Source organism: Cryobacterium sp. N21 (genome assembly GCF_002929575.1).
GTDB classification, from domain to species: Bacteria; Actinomycetota; Actinomycetes; order Actinomycetales; family Microbacteriaceae; genus Cryobacterium; species Cryobacterium flavum.
On record NZ_PJJQ01000035.1, the window covers coordinates 161895 to 180553 of the forward strand.

Here is an 18659-nt window from a genome sequence, read left to right on the forward strand (position 1 = left end):
GTCGCTCGCTCGGCCCTACTGACTGCGCAGAACCTCAAGAAACTCGTCGGCCATTCCCAGCTGGTCTTGGAGTTTTTGCCGACGCTCAACCGCTTGTGCAATGAAGGTGTCGAGCTCCGCGCGGACATTTGGATTGTCCGAACCAGCCACGCCGCCCTGCAGCGTGTCGATGATCTTCAACAGCGCCATCATCTCTTCGAGAGAGAACCCCAGCGGCTTCATGCGGCGAATCAAGATCAGCCGAGAATGATCTTCCTGCGTATAGAGGCGAAAACCGCCCTCGGTACGACCAGAGGCCTTAAGTAGCCCGATTTCGTCATAGTGACGAATGGTGCGCAAGGAGAGACCGGTCTTCTCGGCGAGCTCTCCAATGTGCATGGTGCCCGTGGTGGCCGTGGCGGCTTGGGAAGTCATAGTTGATACCTTTTCTCGAACGGATTAGCAATCAACCCTAACGTTAGAGTAGTGTTGCAGAAGTTGGCTGACATTGTCATGTGAGCCCACTCTCCCACCATTGTCCCTGATGACTGGTGGAGGTGCGCGACGGGGCGCCCACACTCACTTCTTCTACTCATCCGACACCACTCGTGTGTCCCGCTCCAGGAAGGCCCCATGGCCATCATTGAAAAAACCACGGAAAAGAATCGGTACAAAGCCGATCCCACCGTGATGAAAGCTCTGCGCACACCGCGCATCCTCACCCGGGAGGTGCTCGCCGGCCTCGTCGTGGCCATGGCCCTCATCCCCGAAGCAATTGCCTTCTCCATCATCGCCGGTGTGGACCCCCGCGTCGGACTGTTCTCGACCTTCATCATGGCCGTGTCGATCGCATTTCTCGGTGGCCGCCCCGCCATGATCACCGGTGCGACCGCAGCCATTGCGCTCGTAATCGCCCCAGTCGCGCGGGATTACGGCATCGACTACTTCATCGCTACCGTGATCCTGGCGGGTATTTTCCAGATTGTCTTCGCCTTCATCGGCGTCGCCAAAATCATGCGGTTCATCCCCCGCAGTGTCATGGTCGGCTTCGTCAACGCCCTCGGCATCCTGATCTTCACCTCACAGCTACCGCAGCTGCTGGGCGTCCCGTTCATGGTCTACCCGCTCGTCGCGGTCGGCATCATCATCATGGTCGTCATGCCCCGCTTCACCAAGGTGGTCCCCGCACCGCTCGTCGCGATCGTCGTTCTCACGATCCTCACCGTCGTGGTGTCGATCAACGTCCCCACCATCGGCGATCAGGGCGAATTGCCCACCACGCTGCCGCAGCTGTTCTTTCCCAACGTGCCGCTCAACATGGAAACGTTGACGATCATCGCTCCTTACGCCTTCGGCATGGCGATGGTCGGAATCCTCGAATCCCTGATGGCGGCCAAGATCGTCGACGAGAGCACGGATACCCACTCTAATAAGACCCGCGAGTCCTGGGCTCAGGGCGTTTCCAACATGCTTTCCGGCTTCTTCGGCGGCATGGGCGGCTGCGCAATGGTCGGCCAGACCATGATCAACGTCAAGGCCTCCGGGGCCCGCACCCGCATCTCCACCTTCCTCGCCGGCCTCTTTTTGCTCGTGCTCGTGCTCGGCCTCGGCGATGTACTGTCCGTCGTGCCCATGGCTGCTCTGGTCGCGGTGATGATCATCGTGTCCGTGCTGACCTTCGACTGGCACAGCATCCGCCTGAGCACCCTGAAACGAATGCCCAAGAGCGAGACCACGGTCATGGTCGCCACGGTCATCGCCGTCGTCGCCACCCACAACCTCGCCGTCGGCGTCGTGATCGGTGTCGTCATCGCCATGGTCGCCTTCGCCCGCCGCGTCGCCCACCTCGCACAGGTCGAACGCAGCCTGACCGTGGATGATCAGGGCCCGGTCGCCTACTACACCGTCACCGGCGCACTATTCTTCGCCTCGAGCAACGACCTCAAGACACAGTTCAGCTACCTCGACGACCCCGACCGCATCATCATCGACATGACGAACTCGCACATCTGGGATGCCTCCACCGTCGCCACCCTCGACGACATCAAATACAAATACGAACGCCACGAGAAGACCGTGACGATTGAGGGACTCAACGAAGCGAGCAGCCTGCTACACGCCCGCCTCGCCGGCAACATGGGCTCGGGCCACTGACCCGGCACATCACTGCCTCATCAGGCCGAGCCCCCGTCGCATGACGGGGGCTCGGCCGATTTGTGCTGCCCGGATCGATAAACCCTTACGTTAAGGTAACCTTGCCAAGGTCAACGTGGCACTGTCGCCGACTCCCATTCATTCGGCTTCTCCGTGAGGTCCCTTCCCCTTTCTGGAGGCCTCATGGCCATCGTTTCCAAGCCCATCACCGCGAACCGCTACCGTGCGGAGCCGTCGGTTCTGACCGCGCTGCGCACGCCTCGACTGCTCACCCGTGAGGTGCTCGCCGGTCTTGTCGTGGCCATGGCGCTCATTCCCGAGGCGATCGCGTTCTCGATCATCGCCGGTGTCGACCCGCGCGTGGGCCTGTTCTCATCCTTTGTCATGGCCGTCACGATCGCCTTCGTCGGTGGCCGCCCGGCCATGATCACCGCCGCCACCGGAGCCATCGCCCTCGTCATCGCCCCGGTGGCGCGCGAATACGGCATGGACTACTTCATCGCCACCGTCATCCTCGCCGGCGTGTTTCAGATCGTGCTGAGTGTGATCGGCGTCGCCAAACTCATGCGCTTCATCCCTCGCAGTGTCATGGTCGGTTTCGTCAACGCCCTCGCCATCCTCATCTTCACGGCCCAGTTGCCCCAGCTTCTCGGCGTGCCGTTCATGGTTTACCCGCTCGTCGCCGCCGGCCTCATCATCATGATCGTGATGCCGCGTCTCACCAAAGTCATCCCGGCGCCGCTCGTAGCCATCGTCGTACTCACCATCGCGACCGTCGTGATCGCCATCAACGTGCCGACCATCAGCGACCAAGGCGAACTCCCCCAGAGCCTGCCCGAACTGTTCTTCCCCAACGTTCCTCTCAACTGGGACACATTCACAATCATCGCCCCCTACGCCCTCGGCATGGCCCTGGTCGGCATCCTCGAGTCGTTGATGACCGCGAAGTTCGTCGACGAGATCACCGACACGCACTCGAACAAGACCCGCGAAACGTGGGGCCAGGGTGTCGCCAACGTCATGTCCGGCATTTTCGGTGGCATGGGCGGCTGTGCCATGATCGGCCAGACCATGATCAACGTGAAGGCATCCGGCGCTCGAACCCGCATCTCCACGTTCCTCGCCGGCATCTTCTTGCTCATTCTGGTGCTCGGCCTCGGCGATGTGCTCGCCGTCGTACCCATGGCCGCCCTGGTCGCGGTGATGATCATCGTGTCGTATCTGACCTTCGATTGGCACAGCATCCGCTTGTCGACTCTCAAGCGCATGCCCAAGAGCGAGACGACCGTCATGGTCGCCACGGTCGTCGTCATCGTGCTCACCCACAACCTCGCCATCGGCGTCGTCATCGGCGTGATCGTGGCCATGGTCGCCTTCGCCCGCCGGGTCGCCCACCTCGCCAGGGTCGAACGCACCGTCGAACTCGACCAGCCGGTGCCGACCGCGTATTACACCGTGACCGGCGCCCTGTTCTTCGCCTCAAGCAACGATATGATGACCCAATTCGAATACGCCGACGACCCCGACCGCATCGTGATCGACATGTCCGCATCCCACATCTGGGACGCCTCCACGGTTGCCACTCTCGACGCGATCACCTACAAATATGAGCGGCACGACAAGTACGTCGTCATCGAGGGACTCAACGAGGCCAGCCATGAGCTGCACAGCCGCCTAGCCGGAAACCTCGGCGCCGGCCACTGACGAGTTCGCCGTTATGCAGTGCAGCACCAAGACGTCAGAAAATCGTCCCAATCGGCGCTTCGGCTCATCAATCTCACCGCGCGACATTTCACGAGTGGCCAAAAAAATGACAAACGAAAACTAAACGAGAAGTCTGAACCGTCCCTGATTTCTTGCCGCTTTCTTTCTAGTGAAAGGATTTGGTTATGCCCAAGAAATACCCAGATGAGGTTCGTGAGCGAGCGGTTCGTATGACGCTTGATCGTGTGAAGGATTACCCGTCGATGTGGGCCGCGTGCCGCGAACTGGCCCCCAAGCTCAACGTCGGCCCGGAAACGTTGCGGAAGTGGGTCAGGCAGGCGCAATCCGACGCGGGAGAACGGACCGGCCCAACGAGCGAAGAGCTCGAGGAGATCCGGCGGCTCAAGCGCGAAAACCGGGACCTGCGGGAAACCAACGAGATCCTGAAAGCAGCGGCGTCTTTCTTGAGCTCAGGGAGCTCGACCCTCGCAACCGTCCATAGTCGCCTTCATCGTTTCGATGAAGGCGAACGGCCATGGAGTCGAGCTGACTTGTGGCGTCCTGCGTGAGCAGGGCGTCTTGGTCACTTCACAGCACGTATCGTGCGTGGAAGATCCGCGCTGCTGCGGTTAGGACCCGCAGCGACGCTATCCTTCTGGATCGGCTTAAAGCGTTGACAGTGCGGGACGTTCAGGGCCGGCAGCAGCCAGAGATTCTCTACGGCCGCCGCAAGATGACGGCCTGGCTGAGCCGAGGCGAGTTCGCCGGCGTGTCCAAGCACACCGTGGACCGGTTGATGCGGCTGGAAGGCATGAACGGCCTCGTTCGCGGCCGTAAACCGCGCAGCACAGTCTCCACCGGGAAGGATTCGGCCCGTGCTCCTGACTTGTTGAAACGCAATTTCAGCGCGCCCCACCCGAACCACAGCTGGGTGACGGACTTCACGTATGTGCCGACGTGGGGCGGGTTCATCTACGTGGCCTTCGCGATCGACTTGTATTCTCGAGCGATCGTCGGCTGGCATGCGTCCACGGTCAAGGACACCCCGTTCGTTGAGGTGTGTTTGAACATGGCGCTCTGGCGCCGAGACAACGCCGGGCACACCGTCCAACCCGGCCTGATCCATCACAGCGATGCCGGCTCGCAATATACGTCCATTCGATTCACGGAGACCGTAGCGCTCGAGGGATTGGTCGCATCGATCGGGACGGTCGGTGACGCGTATGACAATGCGGCCGCCGAGACCGTGATGGGCCTCTACAAGAACGAGGCCGTCGCGAAGAACTCACCCTTCATAACCGGTCCGCTGAAGACCCTCGCCGACGTCGAGAAGCTCACCTTCGACTGGCTGGACTGGTACAACAATCGGCGTCTACACAGCGCCCTGGGAAACATGCCACCGGCTGAATACGAGCTCAACTATTACGCTGGAACAAACGGCCCGATAAATATCGAAGCCGCCAACAAAACGGCGGCATGAAACCCGGGACGGTTCAACATGCCGCCGGCCGAATATGAGGTCAACTATTACGCTGGGACAAACGGCCCGACAAATATCGAAGCCGCCAACAAAACGGTGGCATGAAACCCGGGACGGTTCACGTTGACGGATGGCCGCGCTGCCAGGGGTGCATCAGCTACACCCCTGCCTGCGTGCCTGCCACGTGCGATCACGGCCGTCTCACGTCGTAAGTCATATTCGAGTGTGCGCCTTCGGCCCTACTTCTTCTGCTTGGAAACGCCAGTTATTGCCGGTTACGGTGCCAGGCCAAGTTGTTCGAGCATGCCCTGTTCGTCGCTGCTGCCCCACCGCTCGACAAGTTTCCCGTTCTCAAACCGGCTAATTTGCATCCCGCGAACAGATATCGTTTTCCCGCTAGCGGCGTGGCCCTTCAAAGGACCTTGGTGGGTGCCTGTGAGGGTGTAAGCGAATGCGACGTCGGTATCGTTTGCGACGAGGCGCTCGACGGCGATGTGCAAATCTGGAAAAGCAGCAATCATCTCGCCGAAGAACGCTTTGTAGCCTGCCGGCCCCGGGCCTTGGCCAGGGGCCGGGTCGTTATCGACCGCGTCTACGGCCACGAGATCATCGAGAAGATCAAGTTGCCCGCTGTTGACGGCGTCACCAAACTTCTGCTGGGCAGCAATATTTGCTTCTTGACTCATGTGTTTACTCTCTTCCTAGGATTTACATGGATGGGATTGTGAGGGCCACGAGGTGACCATACCGCCGTTGACGTTCAACGTCTCGCCGATGACACTGCGTACTCTAGTAATCCAGCCTTGTGGCGAAATTCTTGGTCCCCTGCGGTCCTGCGTAGTCGACGCGGTCAAGAGCAAGGACAGGCGCGTATGCCTCGAGGACGCAGTGTTGCTAATCGTGGAACCCGGTACGGGAGAACGGATGTGATGACCCAGAACATGGCAACACGTTGGCTATGAACCGGCGAGGTTGACGACGCCCTGACGGGGCGACCAACACCTGCCTCGATTGTTTCCGTACAGGGCAACAAGTCGACGTCAGGATTCTGCCCAAAAAGGGCCTCAGTGCCGGCGTGCTCACGCACCGCCACGACCTATCGAAGGGAGCCTGCACTGCCGGCTCTTCACCGCGTCGGCTCGGTCCCTGTTCGGTTCCGCTACTTCGCGAGGAAGGCGAGTACGTGCCGGTTCCACTCGTCCTTATGTGAGACGGTGAGACCGTGAGGGGCACCTTCGATCAGCACGAGTTCGCTGCCGGAAATGGCCTCGTGAGTGCGCTTGCCACTGACTTCGAAAGGCACGATGGTGTCGGAGTCACCGTGCATCACCAGGGTCGGCACGGTGATTTTCATCAGGTCAGCGCGGAAGTCCGTCGTGGCGAATGCGGTCGTGCTGTCGAGCGTTCCCTTCGGCGACGCCATCTCGGCGATATCAAGGTTGTAAGCAATCTGCTCCGAGCTGACCTTCGGTTTGTTCACCAGCGACGGCTTGCCAGCGGTGAAAAACATCTGCACAAATTCGTGCAGGAACGCCGGCCGGTCCCCGGTCAACCCGTCGTGAAACCACTGGGCCAGTCCGGCGTCCACGCCGCCATCGGGGTTGTCATCTGATTTCCACAGGTACGGTGGCACTGCGCTGGCGAAGACGAGCTTCGCGACGCGGTCGGTGCCGTACGTGCCCACGTAACGGGCAACCTCACCGCCACCCATCGAGAATCCGATCAGGGTAACGTCCCGGAGGTCCAGAGTGTCGACAACAGCCTTCAAATCGGCAGCGAACGTGTCATAGTCGTACCCATTCCACGGCTGCGACGACTGGCCGAACCCGCGACGATCGTACGTAATCACCCGGTAGCCAGCATCGACCAGCGCAGGCACCTGACCCTCCCAGGACCTGCTACTCAGCGGCCAACCATGAATCAAGACGACGGGCTTACCGGCACCGACATCTTCATAGTGCAGTTCCACGTCGGGATCGTTCTGACCGGGGACGGTGATGAAAGGCATGTTCTCTCCTCGTAATCGTAGATGGTTCGCTAGAGGTAACTGAGATTGCAAACTCCAGACAACCGAGGTTCGCTGAAAGAACGCTGAAATGATGGTCGCTGAGAAAAATGATCTCGCGATCGACCCGCCTGACGGCAATTGAGGGGTGTCAGTCGTCGCAGGTTTCGCAGGGCATGACTCAGCCCACGCACAGCCGCTGCTTCTGCGAGCATAAAATTCGCGCTTCCACACGAATCGTCAGCACCAGCTCAGGGCTGTTCGGTTTGCGATCCCGCCGCCACGTGAACCCCTGCGCCAGATAGCGGGCCGACACCGTCGCGACCGCTACCTCGTGCCGCGTCGTCTGCCGAAACAGATTCGGCGCCGGCTTCCCAATCGCCAGATACGTGGCCCACACTATCGACCCGTCCCGATACGCAACCCGGCCTCGGTCGAGCAATCCAGTCCCGATCATCCGCGCGGCCCACTGCTGCGCCCGGCGCAATGACACCGGTTCACCAGCACCAGATAGGGCGCCCAACGCCCACCGCACGGCGTCCATATCCGCGAGCCGAACGACGTCTAACCATGCCAGAAGTGCCTCGTCGCGCTCTGTCACCTGCACCATCACTCAGCCTCCGAACTGACACCGTTTCAGCTTTCCACCACGATTCTGCACCCAGCCACCGACACATCCCGGAATGCCACACCGCACATCATCGATTTCTCCCTCGTCGGCGTCATCGCGTCTACTCGTCACTTTTTCTTACCCGATTGCCTTCTATTTTTCTGCCGTCGGTTCCCACATTTTCGGCCCGCCTTCGTTGTCTTTTCCTGTTCCCTTTTTTCACCTTTTCTCACTTCTTCTCTGTCTTTTGCTCTTGTTCTCCCTCTTTTTTTCTTTTCAGTTTTCTTTTTTTTTGTTTTTGTACTTCTGTTTTTTCTTCTACTTTTTTCTTCTCTTTCCCTGTCCCACCACCCCCCTTTACTTCCCAACCTCCTACACACTGAGGAACGATGGGTGTGGGAGGTTGGGAAGCGAGCGCAGCGAGGGGGCGGCGGTGGGACAGGGAAAGAGACCCCGCACCTAGTCGTTTACCTATTCGCTGCCGGTGCATAGGTAAACGAATACCCACGCAGTCTTGCGACACCCTCCGTGCGACCAAATTCGTGACGGACGACGTGGTGCCTGCGACCGATCTTTGGCCCCTCTGCTGCTCATCTAGCAGCCGCCCGCACTGGACCTGCTCCGCCGGACGAAGCCGAAATGGGGGCCCGAATATCGATGGCATCCCGTGACGTTGCACCCGCGGAAGCGTCGACGCGAGCGGCCAAATCTTGTCGGCTCTATGTCGTTTCAGCCGTCGAGCCGTGGGCAACTCGATGTGCGACCACGGGCCGTTCCGTCGCCGGAGTCAGCTCGTTACGACAAGCGCGGGAATCGTTCCACGCTGTCGAACCAGCAAACGACGCTGTTGGCGTTGTGTGCTTGCATGAGGGCATCTTCGACGATGCCGGTGAATTGGGCGGCATCGCGAAGGCCGAGTTCAGCCCGAGCGACTCCGGGCACGCAGCCGGCGCCGCAGCCGTCTTCGCCGTTGTACTCGACGCCGTCGACGACGTTGCTGTGCCAGGTGGCGAGCTGGTCGTACACCTGGCCCAGGGAGCGCTGGGTGGCGGTCAGACATTTGAGCAGCAGGTACGAGTCGTAGGGCCGGTCGATCGCCCGAGTCGCGTGCGCCAGGCTGCGTGCGATGTCGGCCAGCTCGTTCGCCCGGCTGATCAATTCGCTGTCGTGGTCGTTCATGGTGGTGGTCCCTTCATGAGGTATCCAGGGTGGGCCGCGCGTGCGGCCCACCCTGGATGGCTATTCGGCGTCAGGCTTGGAGTTGCGCCGCACGGTTGCGACGGCACGGTTGAGGTCAGGGCCGATGTTGTCGGCGTCGATGACGCGGCCGTATTGGCGTGCCTGGTCGTCGCCCCAGCTGTCAGTGTGTTCGCGGCCGACGACGATGACGGGGTCGCCCTTGTGCAGGGTGGCGGCGACGTTCTGGCCGAGCTCGAACTTGGCTTCCACGAAATGCGTGGTTGTGGCGTCGTGGGCGAGCCATTTGCCGCCGCGGTACTCGCCGGTGTTTTCGATGACGCGCAGCTTGGTGATTTGAATGCTGCCGGCAGTGACGACCTCGGGGTCGGGAGCCAGGTTGCCAATGGTGGTGCGTGTGGTCATGAGTGCTTCTCCTTCGATGACTGCTGCGTTGACGTGCGGTGGGTGTCGTTGGCCTTGGGTTCTTCGACCAACTGTTTTTTGTGCCTTCCGGCGAGAAAAATCAATAGCGAGCGTGAGCGGCGATAGTGCCCTGAATCTCAGGCGAATTGAGGGAGCGTGCGACCGCCTCTGAGATTCCGGGAACGGTTGGCGCGCAGCGAACTACGATGACCTGCCGGACAGGTCACAAATTGTGTTTTACGTGGTGTCACATCGAGCCGATTTCGGCTGCGATCGAAGGCTCGTTGCACGGCGTTTTGGGCGAGTTATCCACAGGCGTTTCTCGTGCGCGCGTACTGTTAATGTTTTGTTTGTTCTGTTAGTACTGTTAGGGGGGCCGATCAGCGGCCCCCTATAGGGCCAGATCTGGCCCCTATCGGTACGCTAAACGGCCCCCTATAGGGCCAGATCTGGCCCCTATCGGTACGCTAAACGGCCCCCTACGGGGGCCACTCACCGGCCCCCAAACCTCCGTGCCGCAACATCGGAATGACGTTGGTTTCATACCGGCGGTGACCGCCCGGTTTCGTGCTGTCGACGAGCAGATTGAACTCGGCATTGTGGCCACGGTGGCCAGCGCTGACTCGCTCGATTGCGCCGCTCGCGACCAGTTCGGCAATCGCCCGCTTGACCGAGTGGTGTGCCGACTCTGATCCGTTGTCCGGAGCCATATAGCCCAGGGCGATCGCCGAAGATTCTCGGGACGCGAAGTACCACCGCGGCGGTTGATTGCCGGGGTTGTCGGTATCGTCCCAGCTTTCCAGCGCCATGTGCAGCAGCAGCCGCGTCGCCGCGTGCCCCAGACCCAGGCGTGCAGCCACAAGAACGGCACCCTTCGCCGCGTAGAGGCCCACAGCGCTCTCACCCACCAGGTCGGGTGCGAGGCGTTGCGAGATGGCAGAATTTTAGTATTCTGGTTATAGATCAGATCCTTTGCGGGTGTTCGATCCTTGCCCCGGGGTGCAACCCGGGGCTTTTTCTTTGGCCTGCCGCCGGCCGACAATCTCGTCGTCCGCAAAAGCAGATGCGGGCTCACCGCGCCACGAGCGCGCGTTCGCCCGTCTGCGTCTGCGCACTGGCCTCGACCCAAGCGATCACTTCGGACCGCTTGTACAGGACCTTCTTGGGCGTCGGCTTGTAGAAGCGGGGCCCCCGGCCCAAGTAGCGCAGGTGGGCCAGCCCGCCGACGGTCAGTCCGGTGAGTTCGGCGACGGCAACGGGGAGGATGAATTCTTCGGTCATGATTACGTTCCTTTGATGACACGAAACACTCGTTGTCTCGTGTTGCGATCACAATAAAACGCTTTTTACTGTTTGACAAGGACCGATACCTGTACGGTGTCGGCATGACAGGTTTTGTGAGGCAATCCGGAATTGGCGAGCGGATCCAAGCCATCCGGAAACGGCACGGCATCCGCTCTGCCAAGGACCTGGCCGACTTAATGCCAGGTGGCAACGTCACGGAGGCGATCCTGCAAAACCTGGAGGCCGGCCGAAAACAGGACCTTTCAGTGAGCCAACTCCTGAACATCTCCCATGCACTTCGAGTACCACCCGTCTTTCTGCTGGCACCAATTGGGCGTCCGCACGACCAACTGGACCTGGTCAACCTCAGCGACACGTTTGCGGGAATGACCGTCGCCGAATTCGATGCCTGGATCTCCGGGGAGACAGATGGTGCCTACCGGTGGAGAAACCTCACCGAGCGCACTGAGCGCTCCCAACTCGAGGCTATGCGCGAGCTCATCGCGAGCCTACGAGAGCGTCGCCGCCTCACCATCAACGTGGCCATTGAGGCAGAGCTCACCCCCGCCAGCGAGGTCACCACCGAACCAGCGCTCTGGGACACCACCCAGGAACAACTTGCCGAGGCGAACCAGCGCATTCAACAACTCACCACCTACCTGGCCGATACGGGTTGGGACCTCGAAGGATGGGCCAAGTAGCCACATCATTTCGATCTCAGTGGGTGCGAGGACAGTCAGCTTATAATCACGATCACTGACGATTCCGAGGTGAGGTCATGGGAACGATTTCGGCGTATGAGACAGCCTCAGGCAAGCGATATCGCGCACGCTACCGCAAGCCCGATCACAGCCAGACGGACAAACGAGGGTTCAAGACCAAACGCTCCGCCGAGCTGTTCCTCGCGTCCACCGAGGTGCGCAAGGCCACCGGCGAGTACATCGACGCCCAAGCCGCCAAAGTCACGATCAGTACCTTCGGCGCAGAGTGGCTTCGTGCCCAAACCCATCTGAAAGCCAGCTCGTACAACGTCGTCGAGACCGCCTGGCGCGTACACGTTCAGCCCGTGTGGGGGCCGCGGCAGCTCGGTGAAATACGGCACACTGACGTGCAATCATGGGTGAGCGAACTCTCGGCAAAGAAAAGTCCCACCGTCGTGCTGCGCGCATACGGCATTCTCGCAGCCATGATCGACGTCGCCGTACGCGACCGCCGATTACCGTCCAACCCGGCCCGAGGCGTGAACCTCCCACGCAAGGTCGGCAAACAGCGGCACTACCTCACTCACGCGCAGGTGCAGATTCTGGCCGATGAATCCCGCCGCAACGCAACGCTGGTGCTGCTGCTCGCCTACACCGGCCTGCGCTGGGGCGAAGCGGTCGGACTGCACGCGAACAGCCTCGACCTCGCGCGACGGCGCGTGCTCGTGCAAACGAACGCCGTGCGGGTGGGCGGCCATATCGTGATCGGCTCCCCCAAGGCTACGAGATGCGCAGCGTGCCTTTTCCTGCCTTTCTCGACGGGCCGTTGGCAGATCAGATCGCGGGAAAACAGCGAAATCAACTCGTGTTCGGCGATGGCAACATTTACTTGGCCACGCCGACTCACGGTGACGGCTGGTTCGCGGGAGCCCGAAAACGCGCGCGCCTGACCGATTCGTCCATTCCTGTCGGGCTGACGCTGCATGATTTACGGCATACCGCAGCATCCCTGGCGATCTCGGCCGGCGCAAACGTGAAAGCGGTACAGCGCATGCTGGGACACGCCTCAGCGGCGATGACCCTGGACACCTATGCCGACCTGTTTGACGATGACCTTGACGCCGTGGCGATCGCGCTTGATATTGCAAAGATTAGGTCGGACGCGCTGCCGTAACGATTCACGCCGTCGGGGCCGGTTGTCGATCTCGAGGAGCCGCCTCAAAAACCCCTGGCAGGGTGTCCTCGTTGCACGTTGAAATGCCAGTTTTGAGCCGTTTCACCGACTTCAGATCACACCGAAATTTTTTGAAGTGTGGGCAAAATGTGGGCAAACGGCCATTCCTGAGAAGTACGAAAACCCTACAGCCCAGTGTTTACATGGGATGCAGGGCCTCAAAGCATGGTGCCCCTGGAGGGATTCGAACCCCCGGCCATTTCCTTAGGACGGAATTGCTCTTCCACTGAGCTACAGAGGCGGTTCGGCAAGTTTAGCCGGTCACGCCGGTCCGCCCGCTCGATGGCGGGTCGCGGCACACGAACGCCTGCAGGCTTGGGTCAGCTAGCTGGCCATGTGCACAATCTGAATGAGGTTGCCACACGTGTCGTCGAGAACCGCGGTGGTCACCGGCCCCACGACCGTGGGCTCCTGGGTGAAGCGCACGCCGAGGCCTCGCAGTCGCTCATACTCCGCCGGAACGTCATCGACAGCGAACTGGGTGAACGGAATACCGTCGGCGACCAGGGCGTCCTTGAACGGCTTCGCGGCCGGGTGGCCGCTCGGCTCCAGCAACAGTTCGGTCCCCTCAGGGTTCTCCGGGGACACCACGGTCAGCCAGCGGTCCTCACCGCCCAGCGGAACGTCGTTCTTTTTCACGAAGCCCAGCACCTCGGTGTAGAACCGCAGCGCCTTCACCTGTTCGTCGACGAACACGCTCGTAATGTTGATTCGCATGACCAAAAGCCTACGCGGCGGGCGCCAGGTAGGCATCCCATTCCTGCTCGGGCCGCTCGACTCCGCGCACGATCCAGGTCGTGCCCTGCGGCATCCGTGGGGTGAAGCGCAGCTCCCAGCCCATCTCGGCCGGGGTGTGGTCGCTCTTGAGGTTGTTGCAGCGCAGACAGCAGGCCGCGAGGTTGTCCCAGGTGTCGCGGCCACCGCGCGACCGCGGCAGCACATGGTCGATTGTGGCCGCCGACTTGCCGCAGTAGCAGCAACGGTGCTCGTCGCGGCGCAACACCCCGCGGCGACTCACCGGCACCAGGCGTGACATGGGGATGCGCACGTACCGGGTGAGCAGAATAACGCTCGGGCGATCCCACGAGCCCGAGGCCGCGAAAACAGGGTGGTTTTGATCCGACTGCACGATCGTGGCCTTCTGGTTCATTACCAGAATGAGCGCTCGTTTGAACGAGACAACGGCGAGGGGCTCATAGCCCGCATTGAGTACCAGTGTGCGCATGCGCTCCCTTTCGAAGGAGGCTGGACGGCTTCCAGCCATTCGAACTACATCCGATGCGGAAAGAACAGGAGCGTGGCAAAGCGAAAAAGAGTACAAAAAAAGGCGCCGTCACAATGACAACGCCTTCTGGCTGCTCACACAGCTCTTCTTGCTCTGACAACTATGCCGAAAGCACTCGCGACCGCGCACATCCATGGTGTGGATAGTGCGTCGCTCATGCATTGGCTCTCCTTACGGCCCTACAAACTACATCAGGGCACTAGGTTAACCCACAAATGGCCCAACAGGTGAACCTGTGTGCGCCATTTGTGTGAGCTGTTACCTAGTGTTCACGCGAGGAGGCGAACTAGATGCCGATCCGCACGATGTAATAGTCGCTGGTCCAGATCGGCTGGATCCGCACGGACTGGCCGGTGTACGGCGCGTGCAGAATGTTTCCGTTGCCCGCGTAGAAGCCGTCGTGGCCGTCCATGATCACGAGGTCGCCGGGCACGGCGTCTTCGATCGAGATCTTGGTACCGGCCGCTCCCTGGCCCACTGAGGAGTGCGGCAGGCTGATGCCGAACTGCGCGTAGACGTACATAATGAAGCCGGAGCAGTCGAAGCCGGCCGGGGTGGCGCCACCGTAAACATACGGTGTGCCCTGATACTGCGAGGCAACATTGAAAACGGATGCAAGATCAAAATTCGGGTAGGTCGGGTTGGCCAGGAAGTCGGCAACACTCGGGCCAGAATAGCTCGCGGCGTAGGAGGTCATCTGCGCGGCAACCTCGACACGGCGGGTTTCCGCGGCCGCGGCGGCGGCAGCAGCAGCAAGTTCTTCGGGAGTGGTGGCGGTGAATCCCTCGCGAGCCACGCTCACGGTGGCGGCCTGCGCATCGACTTCAACAGCCTGCGCCTGAGCCTTGGACATCTCCGTGGACTCGGTGGCCTTGAAAGAGGCGTCCTTCGAACCGGGAACAAAGGCATACGCCGGGAGAGCCATGGTGGCAACGAGGCCGGTGGCCAGGGTCATGACGACGATGTTGGCGATACCGCCACGGCGCTTCTTCGGGGTCGCGCGCGGCAGTGCTCGGTGGGAGTGTGCCGACGATGCCACTTTTTCCAGGGAATCGGATGTTCGGCTCAGCCCACGTTGGGACCTTCTCGTTCCTAATGCAGCCAAAGTTTTAACCTCCGGCGCCTCGACAACACTAGGTCGTTGTCCCGTCCACTTCGCTGATCGCGGGTGTGTTCGTAAATCAAGAGACGGGGTAAGCAGGCGTCTTGACTAGAGTCCTTCGACCTTTCATGGTCTGTGGGACATCCCCGAGGCTACAAGAACTGCGCCCATTTGTCACCCTGAAGTGACACTTTTCTAACGGATTGGTAACGGACCGGCTAACAGGTCGAGACGACTGGCTCGATTCATTGCACTGCGAACCCGGCGCAATGTCAGTGAGCGACCGGGCTGTAGCCGATCGGCGTGGTCACGAAAATGTGCCCGGCGACCTCGTTGGGCAGCTCTAATCCAGCACCAAAACCCTCGACCTGTACTAGAACGTACGATCCGGCGGCCGAAAACGCCCCGGTCGCACCGGGCATCACACCGCTCTGCTTGAGCTGCAGCAGCAACTCCGGGTCGAACTGCACGGGTTCACCGAGACGACGGATGACCGCGGTCACCGGCACGGTCGAATTCCCCACCACCGACAGCACGCTGGTCACCCCCGCCATGAAGGCAACGGCCGCGGACTCACCGAACTCGTCGAGGCCCGGAATCGGGTTCCCGTAGGGGGACTCGGTCGGGTGACCGAGCAACTCCAAAATCTTGCGTTCTACCTGCTCGCTCATCACGTGTTCCCAGCGGCAGGCTTCGTCGTGCACGAACTCCCACTCGAGTCCGATCACGTCGCTGAGCAGCCGTTCGGCCAGGCGATGCTTGCGCATCACGTGCACCGCCTTGCTGCGGCCGGCCGGGGTGAGTTCCAGGTGTCGATCCCCAGACACGATGACGAGGCCGTCTCGTTCCATCCGCGCGACGGTCTGCGAGACGGTCGGGCCGGAGTGACCGAGGCGTTCGGAGATGCGCGCCCGCAGGGGCACGATCTGCTCTTCCTCCAGGTCGAGGATCGTGCGGAGATACATTTCGGTGGTGTCGATCAGATCGCTCATCCGCAGCCCTTCATTCGGCTCGTGCGTGCACCGTTCATAGGTAAGTGAATGGTGCTCCGTTGGCGGCCCCGGCCGGGCCCGCACAGCGTCACAAGCCTACCCGCCCGCAGCTGGGCAACTAGAATCGCCGTATGGCCGACCTACTGATACCCACCGATCTGCTCCCCCTCGACGGACGATTCGGCTGCGGCCCATCGAAAATCCGGCGCGAACAGCTCGATCACCTGCTGGGATTCGGCACCGGAGTGCTCGGCACATCGCACCGCCAGGCCCCCGTGAAAGACCTCGTCGGTCGCGTGCGCGCCGGCCTGGGCGAACTGTTTCGCATTCCCGACGGCTACGAAGTTGTGCTTGGCAACGGCGGCTCGACCGCATTCTGGGATGCCGCCGCCTTCTCCCTCATTGAAACCCGCGCGCAGAACCTGGTCTTCGGCGAATTCGGCGGCAAGTTCGCCAAGGCGGCCGCTGCCCCCTGGCTCGAAGCCCCCGACGTGATTAAAGCCGACACCGGTTCACGCAGCGACTTCGTGGTGCGCGACGGCATCGACGTCTACGCCTGGCCCCAGAACGAAACCTCGACCGGCGTCATGGCCCCGGTCACCCGGGTCGACGGCGATGCCGGCGCCCTCACCGTCATCGACGCCACCAGCGCCGCGGCCGGCATCGACTTTGACGCGAGCCAAGCGGATATCTACTACTTCGCCCCGCAGAAAAACCTCGCCTCCGACGGTGGCCTGTGGATCGCCCTGTTCTCCCCCGCCGCGCTCGAGCGCGTCGAACGCATTGCGGCGAGCGGCCGGTACATTCCCGAGTTCCTCAGCCTCAAGAACGCCGTGGACAACTCGCGCCTGAACCAGACGTTGAACACGCCGGCCCTCAGCACCCTGCTGCTGATGGAGAACCAGATCGACTGGATCAACCAGAGCGGCGGACTGACGTGGGCTTCGGCGCGAACGCAGGCATCGTCATCCGTTCTGTATGACTGGGCAGCCGGCGTCGACTACGCGACCCCGTTCGTGGCCGAACCGACGCACCGCTCGCAGGTTGTCGTCACGATCGACTTCGACGACGCCATCGACGCCTCAGCCATCAGTAAGACGCTGCGCGCCAACGGCATCGTCGACACCGAGCCGTACCGCAAGCTCGGCCGCAACCAGCTGCGCATCGCGACCTTCACGGCGATCGACCCGGAGGACGTCAAAAAGCTCGTGGCGTCCATCGAGCACGTCGTCGGACACCTCGGCAACTAGCGAACGTAAGGATCGGGTCATGCGTCTCTGGTTGAAAGACAGCGAGCGTCGGCCCGATCCGCTGCCCGCGCGAACGGATGCCCGCAAAGCCCTGTTCGTCGGCACCATCGTCTGGCTGGTCGCTCTCGGCGCCGCCCTCATCGTTGAGGTCACGGCGCCGGCAGCGTCAGACTTAGGGGCGGCGAGCGCGACGACCGCGGGTTGGTGGCTGTGGTGCACTGTGATCGGCGTCGGCCTCGGCCTCTTCGGTCTCGCCTGGGTGCAGTTCCGCCGCCGCTAGCGCCTCGTCGAAGTCGATGCCGTCGAGCGCGTCGAGCGAGTCATCCGCGTCGTCGTCGCCCGACTCTGCGTCGTCGTCCGCGTCGTCGTCTGACTCGTCATCCGACTCGTCGTCGTCATCATCATCGTCATCGTCTGACTCGTCGTCGTCGGTGTCGTCAGCATCCGCTTCACTGTCGTCGCCACCGTCGTCGACGAGGCGATCCGACCACGGCACCCACTCGGGTGCGAGCAGCGAGTCATCGCCGGGTGTGAGCTCGGTTTCGAGCACCTTCGGCTCGGAGTTCTCGTCGACCCGCGCGAGGCTGACGGTCCAGCGCCAGCCCGGGTAGCCGGTCATTAGGCAGTCGAACAGCAGCGACACCACGAGGTCGCCCTCGTCGATGTGGCCGATGACCTCGCCGATGGTGTCGTCGGTCGTGATCTCCAGCAGCGCCGCGCGGGCCAGCTCGACGGCCGCGAGCAGGGTGGCGTCGGTCGGCCGGGTGGGCTCGGCCTCGGTCGGCTCGGCCGCGGTGAGCTCGGCCGCGGTGAGCTCGACCGCGGTGGGCTCAGCGTCTGTCAGCTCAGGCATCCAGTTCCTCGGCAACCTTGCGCAGCATCGCCGCGATCTTCTTGCTGTGGCTCGACTCGGGGTAGCGTCCACGCTTGAGGTTGGTGCCGATACCGTCGAGCAGCTTCACGAGGTCTTCCACAATGATGGCCATATCGTCGGCTGGCTTGCGGTTGAACTTGCTCAGGCTCGGCGGCGCCTCGATCACTCGTACCGAGAGCGCCTGGGCGCCGCGTTTGCCGTCGGCGATGCCGAATTCGAGCTTCGCGCCGGCCTTGACGGTTACGCCGGAGGGCAGGGCGGAAGCGTGGAGAAAGACTTCTTGACCGTCATCGGATGTGATGAAGCCAAAACCTTTCTCCTCGTCGTAAAACTTGACCTTGCCGGTGGGCATCTGAACCTCACTGAGTTTTGGGCGCACAGAAGTGCGCGGGGTGTGAACCAA

The 18659-nt window shown here is 61.6% G+C and carries 22 protein-coding genes, 1 tRNA gene and 2 pseudogenes; 9 read left to right on the forward strand and 16 right to left on the reverse strand.

The genetic code is table 11. The features are described 5' to 3' along the window. Window positions 1–15: 15 nt before the first annotated feature. Entirely contained in the window at window positions 16–414 is a 399-nt protein-coding gene (locus CXY77_RS15100; RefSeq protein ID WP_104130398.1) for a MerR family DNA-binding transcriptional regulator, read from the reverse strand. A gap of 198 nt (window positions 415–612) precedes the next feature. On the opposite strand from CXY77_RS15100, the gene CXY77_RS15105 reads away from it, so the two are divergent. The 3 genes and pseudogenes from CXY77_RS15105 to CXY77_RS15115 all read left to right on the forward strand — a co-directional run bounded on the left by CXY77_RS15105 (window position 613) and on the right by CXY77_RS15115 (window position 5317). Next, the gene (locus tag CXY77_RS15105; protein ID WP_092341553.1) at window positions 613–2133 is read left to right on the forward strand and encodes a SulP family inorganic anion transporter; all 1521 of its coding nucleotides are present in this window, start codon (window positions 613–615) and stop codon (window positions 2131–2133) included. 183 nt (window positions 2134–2316) lie between these two features. After that, a complete protein-coding gene (locus CXY77_RS15110; RefSeq protein ID WP_104130399.1) occupies window positions 2317–3837 on the forward strand; it encodes a SulP family inorganic anion transporter in 1521 nt (506 codons plus the stop codon). Between the two features lie 185 nt (window positions 3838–4022). Continuing rightward, window positions 4023–5317, forward strand: a pseudogene (locus CXY77_RS15115) (IS3 family transposase). Between the two features lie 275 nt (window positions 5318–5592). On the opposite strand, the gene CXY77_RS15120 reads toward CXY77_RS15115, so the two are convergent. From CXY77_RS15120 to CXY77_RS15155, 8 genes are all read right to left on the reverse strand, one after another. Continuing rightward, complete coding sequence (locus CXY77_RS15120) at window positions 5593–6003, reverse strand: ester cyclase (protein ID WP_092341875.1); 411 nt, start codon at window positions 6001–6003, stop codon at window positions 5593–5595. Between the two features lie 473 nt (window positions 6004–6476). Next, window positions 6477–7325 (reverse strand): alpha/beta fold hydrolase, encoded by an 849-nt coding sequence (locus CXY77_RS15125; RefSeq protein WP_092341874.1) that lies wholly within the window; start codon window positions 7323–7325, stop codon window positions 6477–6479. Window positions 7326–7503: 178 nt separating this feature from the next. Further along, window positions 7504–7935, reverse strand: a complete 432-nt coding sequence (locus CXY77_RS15130) for a hypothetical protein (protein ID WP_140425547.1) — start codon at window positions 7933–7935, stop codon at window positions 7504–7506. 226 nt (window positions 7936–8161) lie between these two features. After that, the gene (locus tag CXY77_RS20210) at window positions 8162–8440 is read right to left on the reverse strand and encodes a hypothetical protein (protein ID WP_158252851.1); all 279 of its coding nucleotides are present in this window, start codon (window positions 8438–8440) and stop codon (window positions 8162–8164) included. 287 nt (window positions 8441–8727) lie between these two features. After that, entirely contained in the window at window positions 8728–9111 is a 384-nt protein-coding gene (locus tag CXY77_RS15140) for a hypothetical protein (RefSeq protein WP_104130401.1), read from the reverse strand. A 60-nt stretch (window positions 9112–9171) separates the two neighbouring features. Continuing rightward, a complete protein-coding gene (locus tag CXY77_RS15145; protein ID WP_092341871.1) occupies window positions 9172–9534 on the reverse strand; it encodes a single-stranded DNA-binding protein in 363 nt (120 codons plus the stop codon). Between the two features lie 479 nt (window positions 9535–10013). After that, window positions 10014–10427 (reverse strand): hypothetical protein, encoded by a 414-nt coding sequence (locus tag CXY77_RS15150; protein WP_104130402.1) that lies wholly within the window; start codon window positions 10425–10427, stop codon window positions 10014–10016. A 178-nt stretch (window positions 10428–10605) separates the two neighbouring features. Continuing rightward, window positions 10606–10815, reverse strand: coding sequence for an AlpA family transcriptional regulator (locus tag CXY77_RS15155; RefSeq protein WP_104130403.1), 210 nt, complete (start codon window positions 10813–10815; stop codon window positions 10606–10608). A gap of 269 nt (window positions 10816–11084) precedes the next feature. Here CXY77_RS15155 and CXY77_RS15160 point away from each other — a divergent pair, with 269 nt between their 5' ends. The 4 genes and pseudogenes from CXY77_RS15160 (at window position 11085) to CXY77_RS20890 (ending at window position 12693) form a co-directional block, all read left to right on the forward strand. Further along, the gene (locus CXY77_RS15160; protein WP_140425549.1) at window positions 11085–11519 is read left to right on the forward strand and encodes a hypothetical protein; all 435 of its coding nucleotides are present in this window, start codon (window positions 11085–11087) and stop codon (window positions 11517–11519) included. Window positions 11520–11596: 77 nt separating this feature from the next. Beyond that, the gene (locus CXY77_RS15165) at window positions 11597–12469 is read left to right on the forward strand and encodes a site-specific integrase (RefSeq protein WP_233197445.1); all 873 of its coding nucleotides are present in this window, start codon (window positions 11597–11599) and stop codon (window positions 12467–12469) included. Beyond that, window positions 12385–12567, forward strand: a pseudogene (locus tag CXY77_RS20735) (site-specific integrase); the annotation flags it as partial. The gene CXY77_RS15165 and the pseudogene CXY77_RS20735, both read left to right, overlap by 85 nt. A gap of 3 nt (window positions 12568–12570) precedes the next feature. Beyond that, window positions 12571–12693 carry a hypothetical protein gene (locus tag CXY77_RS20890; protein ID WP_255410050.1) on the forward strand — a complete coding sequence of 41 codons (123 nt, stop codon included), beginning with the start codon at window positions 12571–12573 and terminating at the stop codon, window positions 12691–12693. 226 nt (window positions 12694–12919) lie between these two features. Here CXY77_RS20890 and CXY77_RS15170 read toward each other — a convergent pair. The 5 genes from CXY77_RS15170 to CXY77_RS15190 all read right to left on the reverse strand — a co-directional run bounded on the left by CXY77_RS15170 (window position 12920) and on the right by CXY77_RS15190 (window position 16132). Further along, window positions 12920–12994, reverse strand: a tRNA-Arg gene (locus CXY77_RS15170). An 83-nt stretch (window positions 12995–13077) separates the two neighbouring features. Beyond that, a complete protein-coding gene (locus CXY77_RS15175) occupies window positions 13078–13470 on the reverse strand; it encodes a VOC family protein (protein WP_104130521.1) in 393 nt (130 codons plus the stop codon). A gap of 10 nt (window positions 13471–13480) precedes the next feature. Next, window positions 13481–13978 carry an HNH endonuclease gene (locus CXY77_RS15180; protein WP_092112504.1) on the reverse strand — a complete coding sequence of 166 codons (498 nt, stop codon included), beginning with the start codon at window positions 13976–13978 and terminating at the stop codon, window positions 13481–13483. A 346-nt stretch (window positions 13979–14324) separates the two neighbouring features. Further along, window positions 14325–15077 (reverse strand): C40 family peptidase, encoded by a 753-nt coding sequence (locus CXY77_RS15185; RefSeq protein WP_233197446.1) that lies wholly within the window; start codon window positions 15075–15077, stop codon window positions 14325–14327. Between the two features lie 335 nt (window positions 15078–15412). Next, complete coding sequence (locus tag CXY77_RS15190) at window positions 15413–16132, reverse strand: metal-dependent transcriptional regulator (protein ID WP_092341864.1); 720 nt, start codon at window positions 16130–16132, stop codon at window positions 15413–15415. Window positions 16133–16263: 131 nt separating this feature from the next. Between CXY77_RS15190 and serC the strand changes: the two genes are divergently transcribed. After that, a complete protein-coding gene (gene serC, locus CXY77_RS15195) occupies window positions 16264–17382 on the forward strand; it encodes a phosphoserine transaminase (protein ID WP_104130405.1) in 1119 nt (372 codons plus the stop codon). Between the two features lie 19 nt (window positions 17383–17401). Then, window positions 17402–17662 carry a DUF2530 domain-containing protein gene (locus CXY77_RS15200; RefSeq protein ID WP_092341862.1) on the forward strand — a complete coding sequence of 87 codons (261 nt, stop codon included), beginning with the start codon at window positions 17402–17404 and terminating at the stop codon, window positions 17660–17662. Here CXY77_RS15200 and CXY77_RS15205 read toward each other — a convergent pair. After that, window positions 17555–18235, reverse strand: a complete 681-nt coding sequence (locus CXY77_RS15205; protein WP_104130406.1) for a DUF3027 domain-containing protein — start codon at window positions 18233–18235, stop codon at window positions 17555–17557. The genes CXY77_RS15200 and CXY77_RS15205 overlap by 108 nt on opposite strands. Beyond that, window positions 18228–18608, reverse strand: a complete 381-nt coding sequence (locus CXY77_RS15210) for a cold-shock protein (protein WP_092112494.1) — start codon at window positions 18606–18608, stop codon at window positions 18228–18230. The genes CXY77_RS15205 and CXY77_RS15210 overlap by 8 nt, the downstream gene beginning before the upstream one ends. Between the last annotated feature and the right edge of the window lie 51 nt (window positions 18609–18659).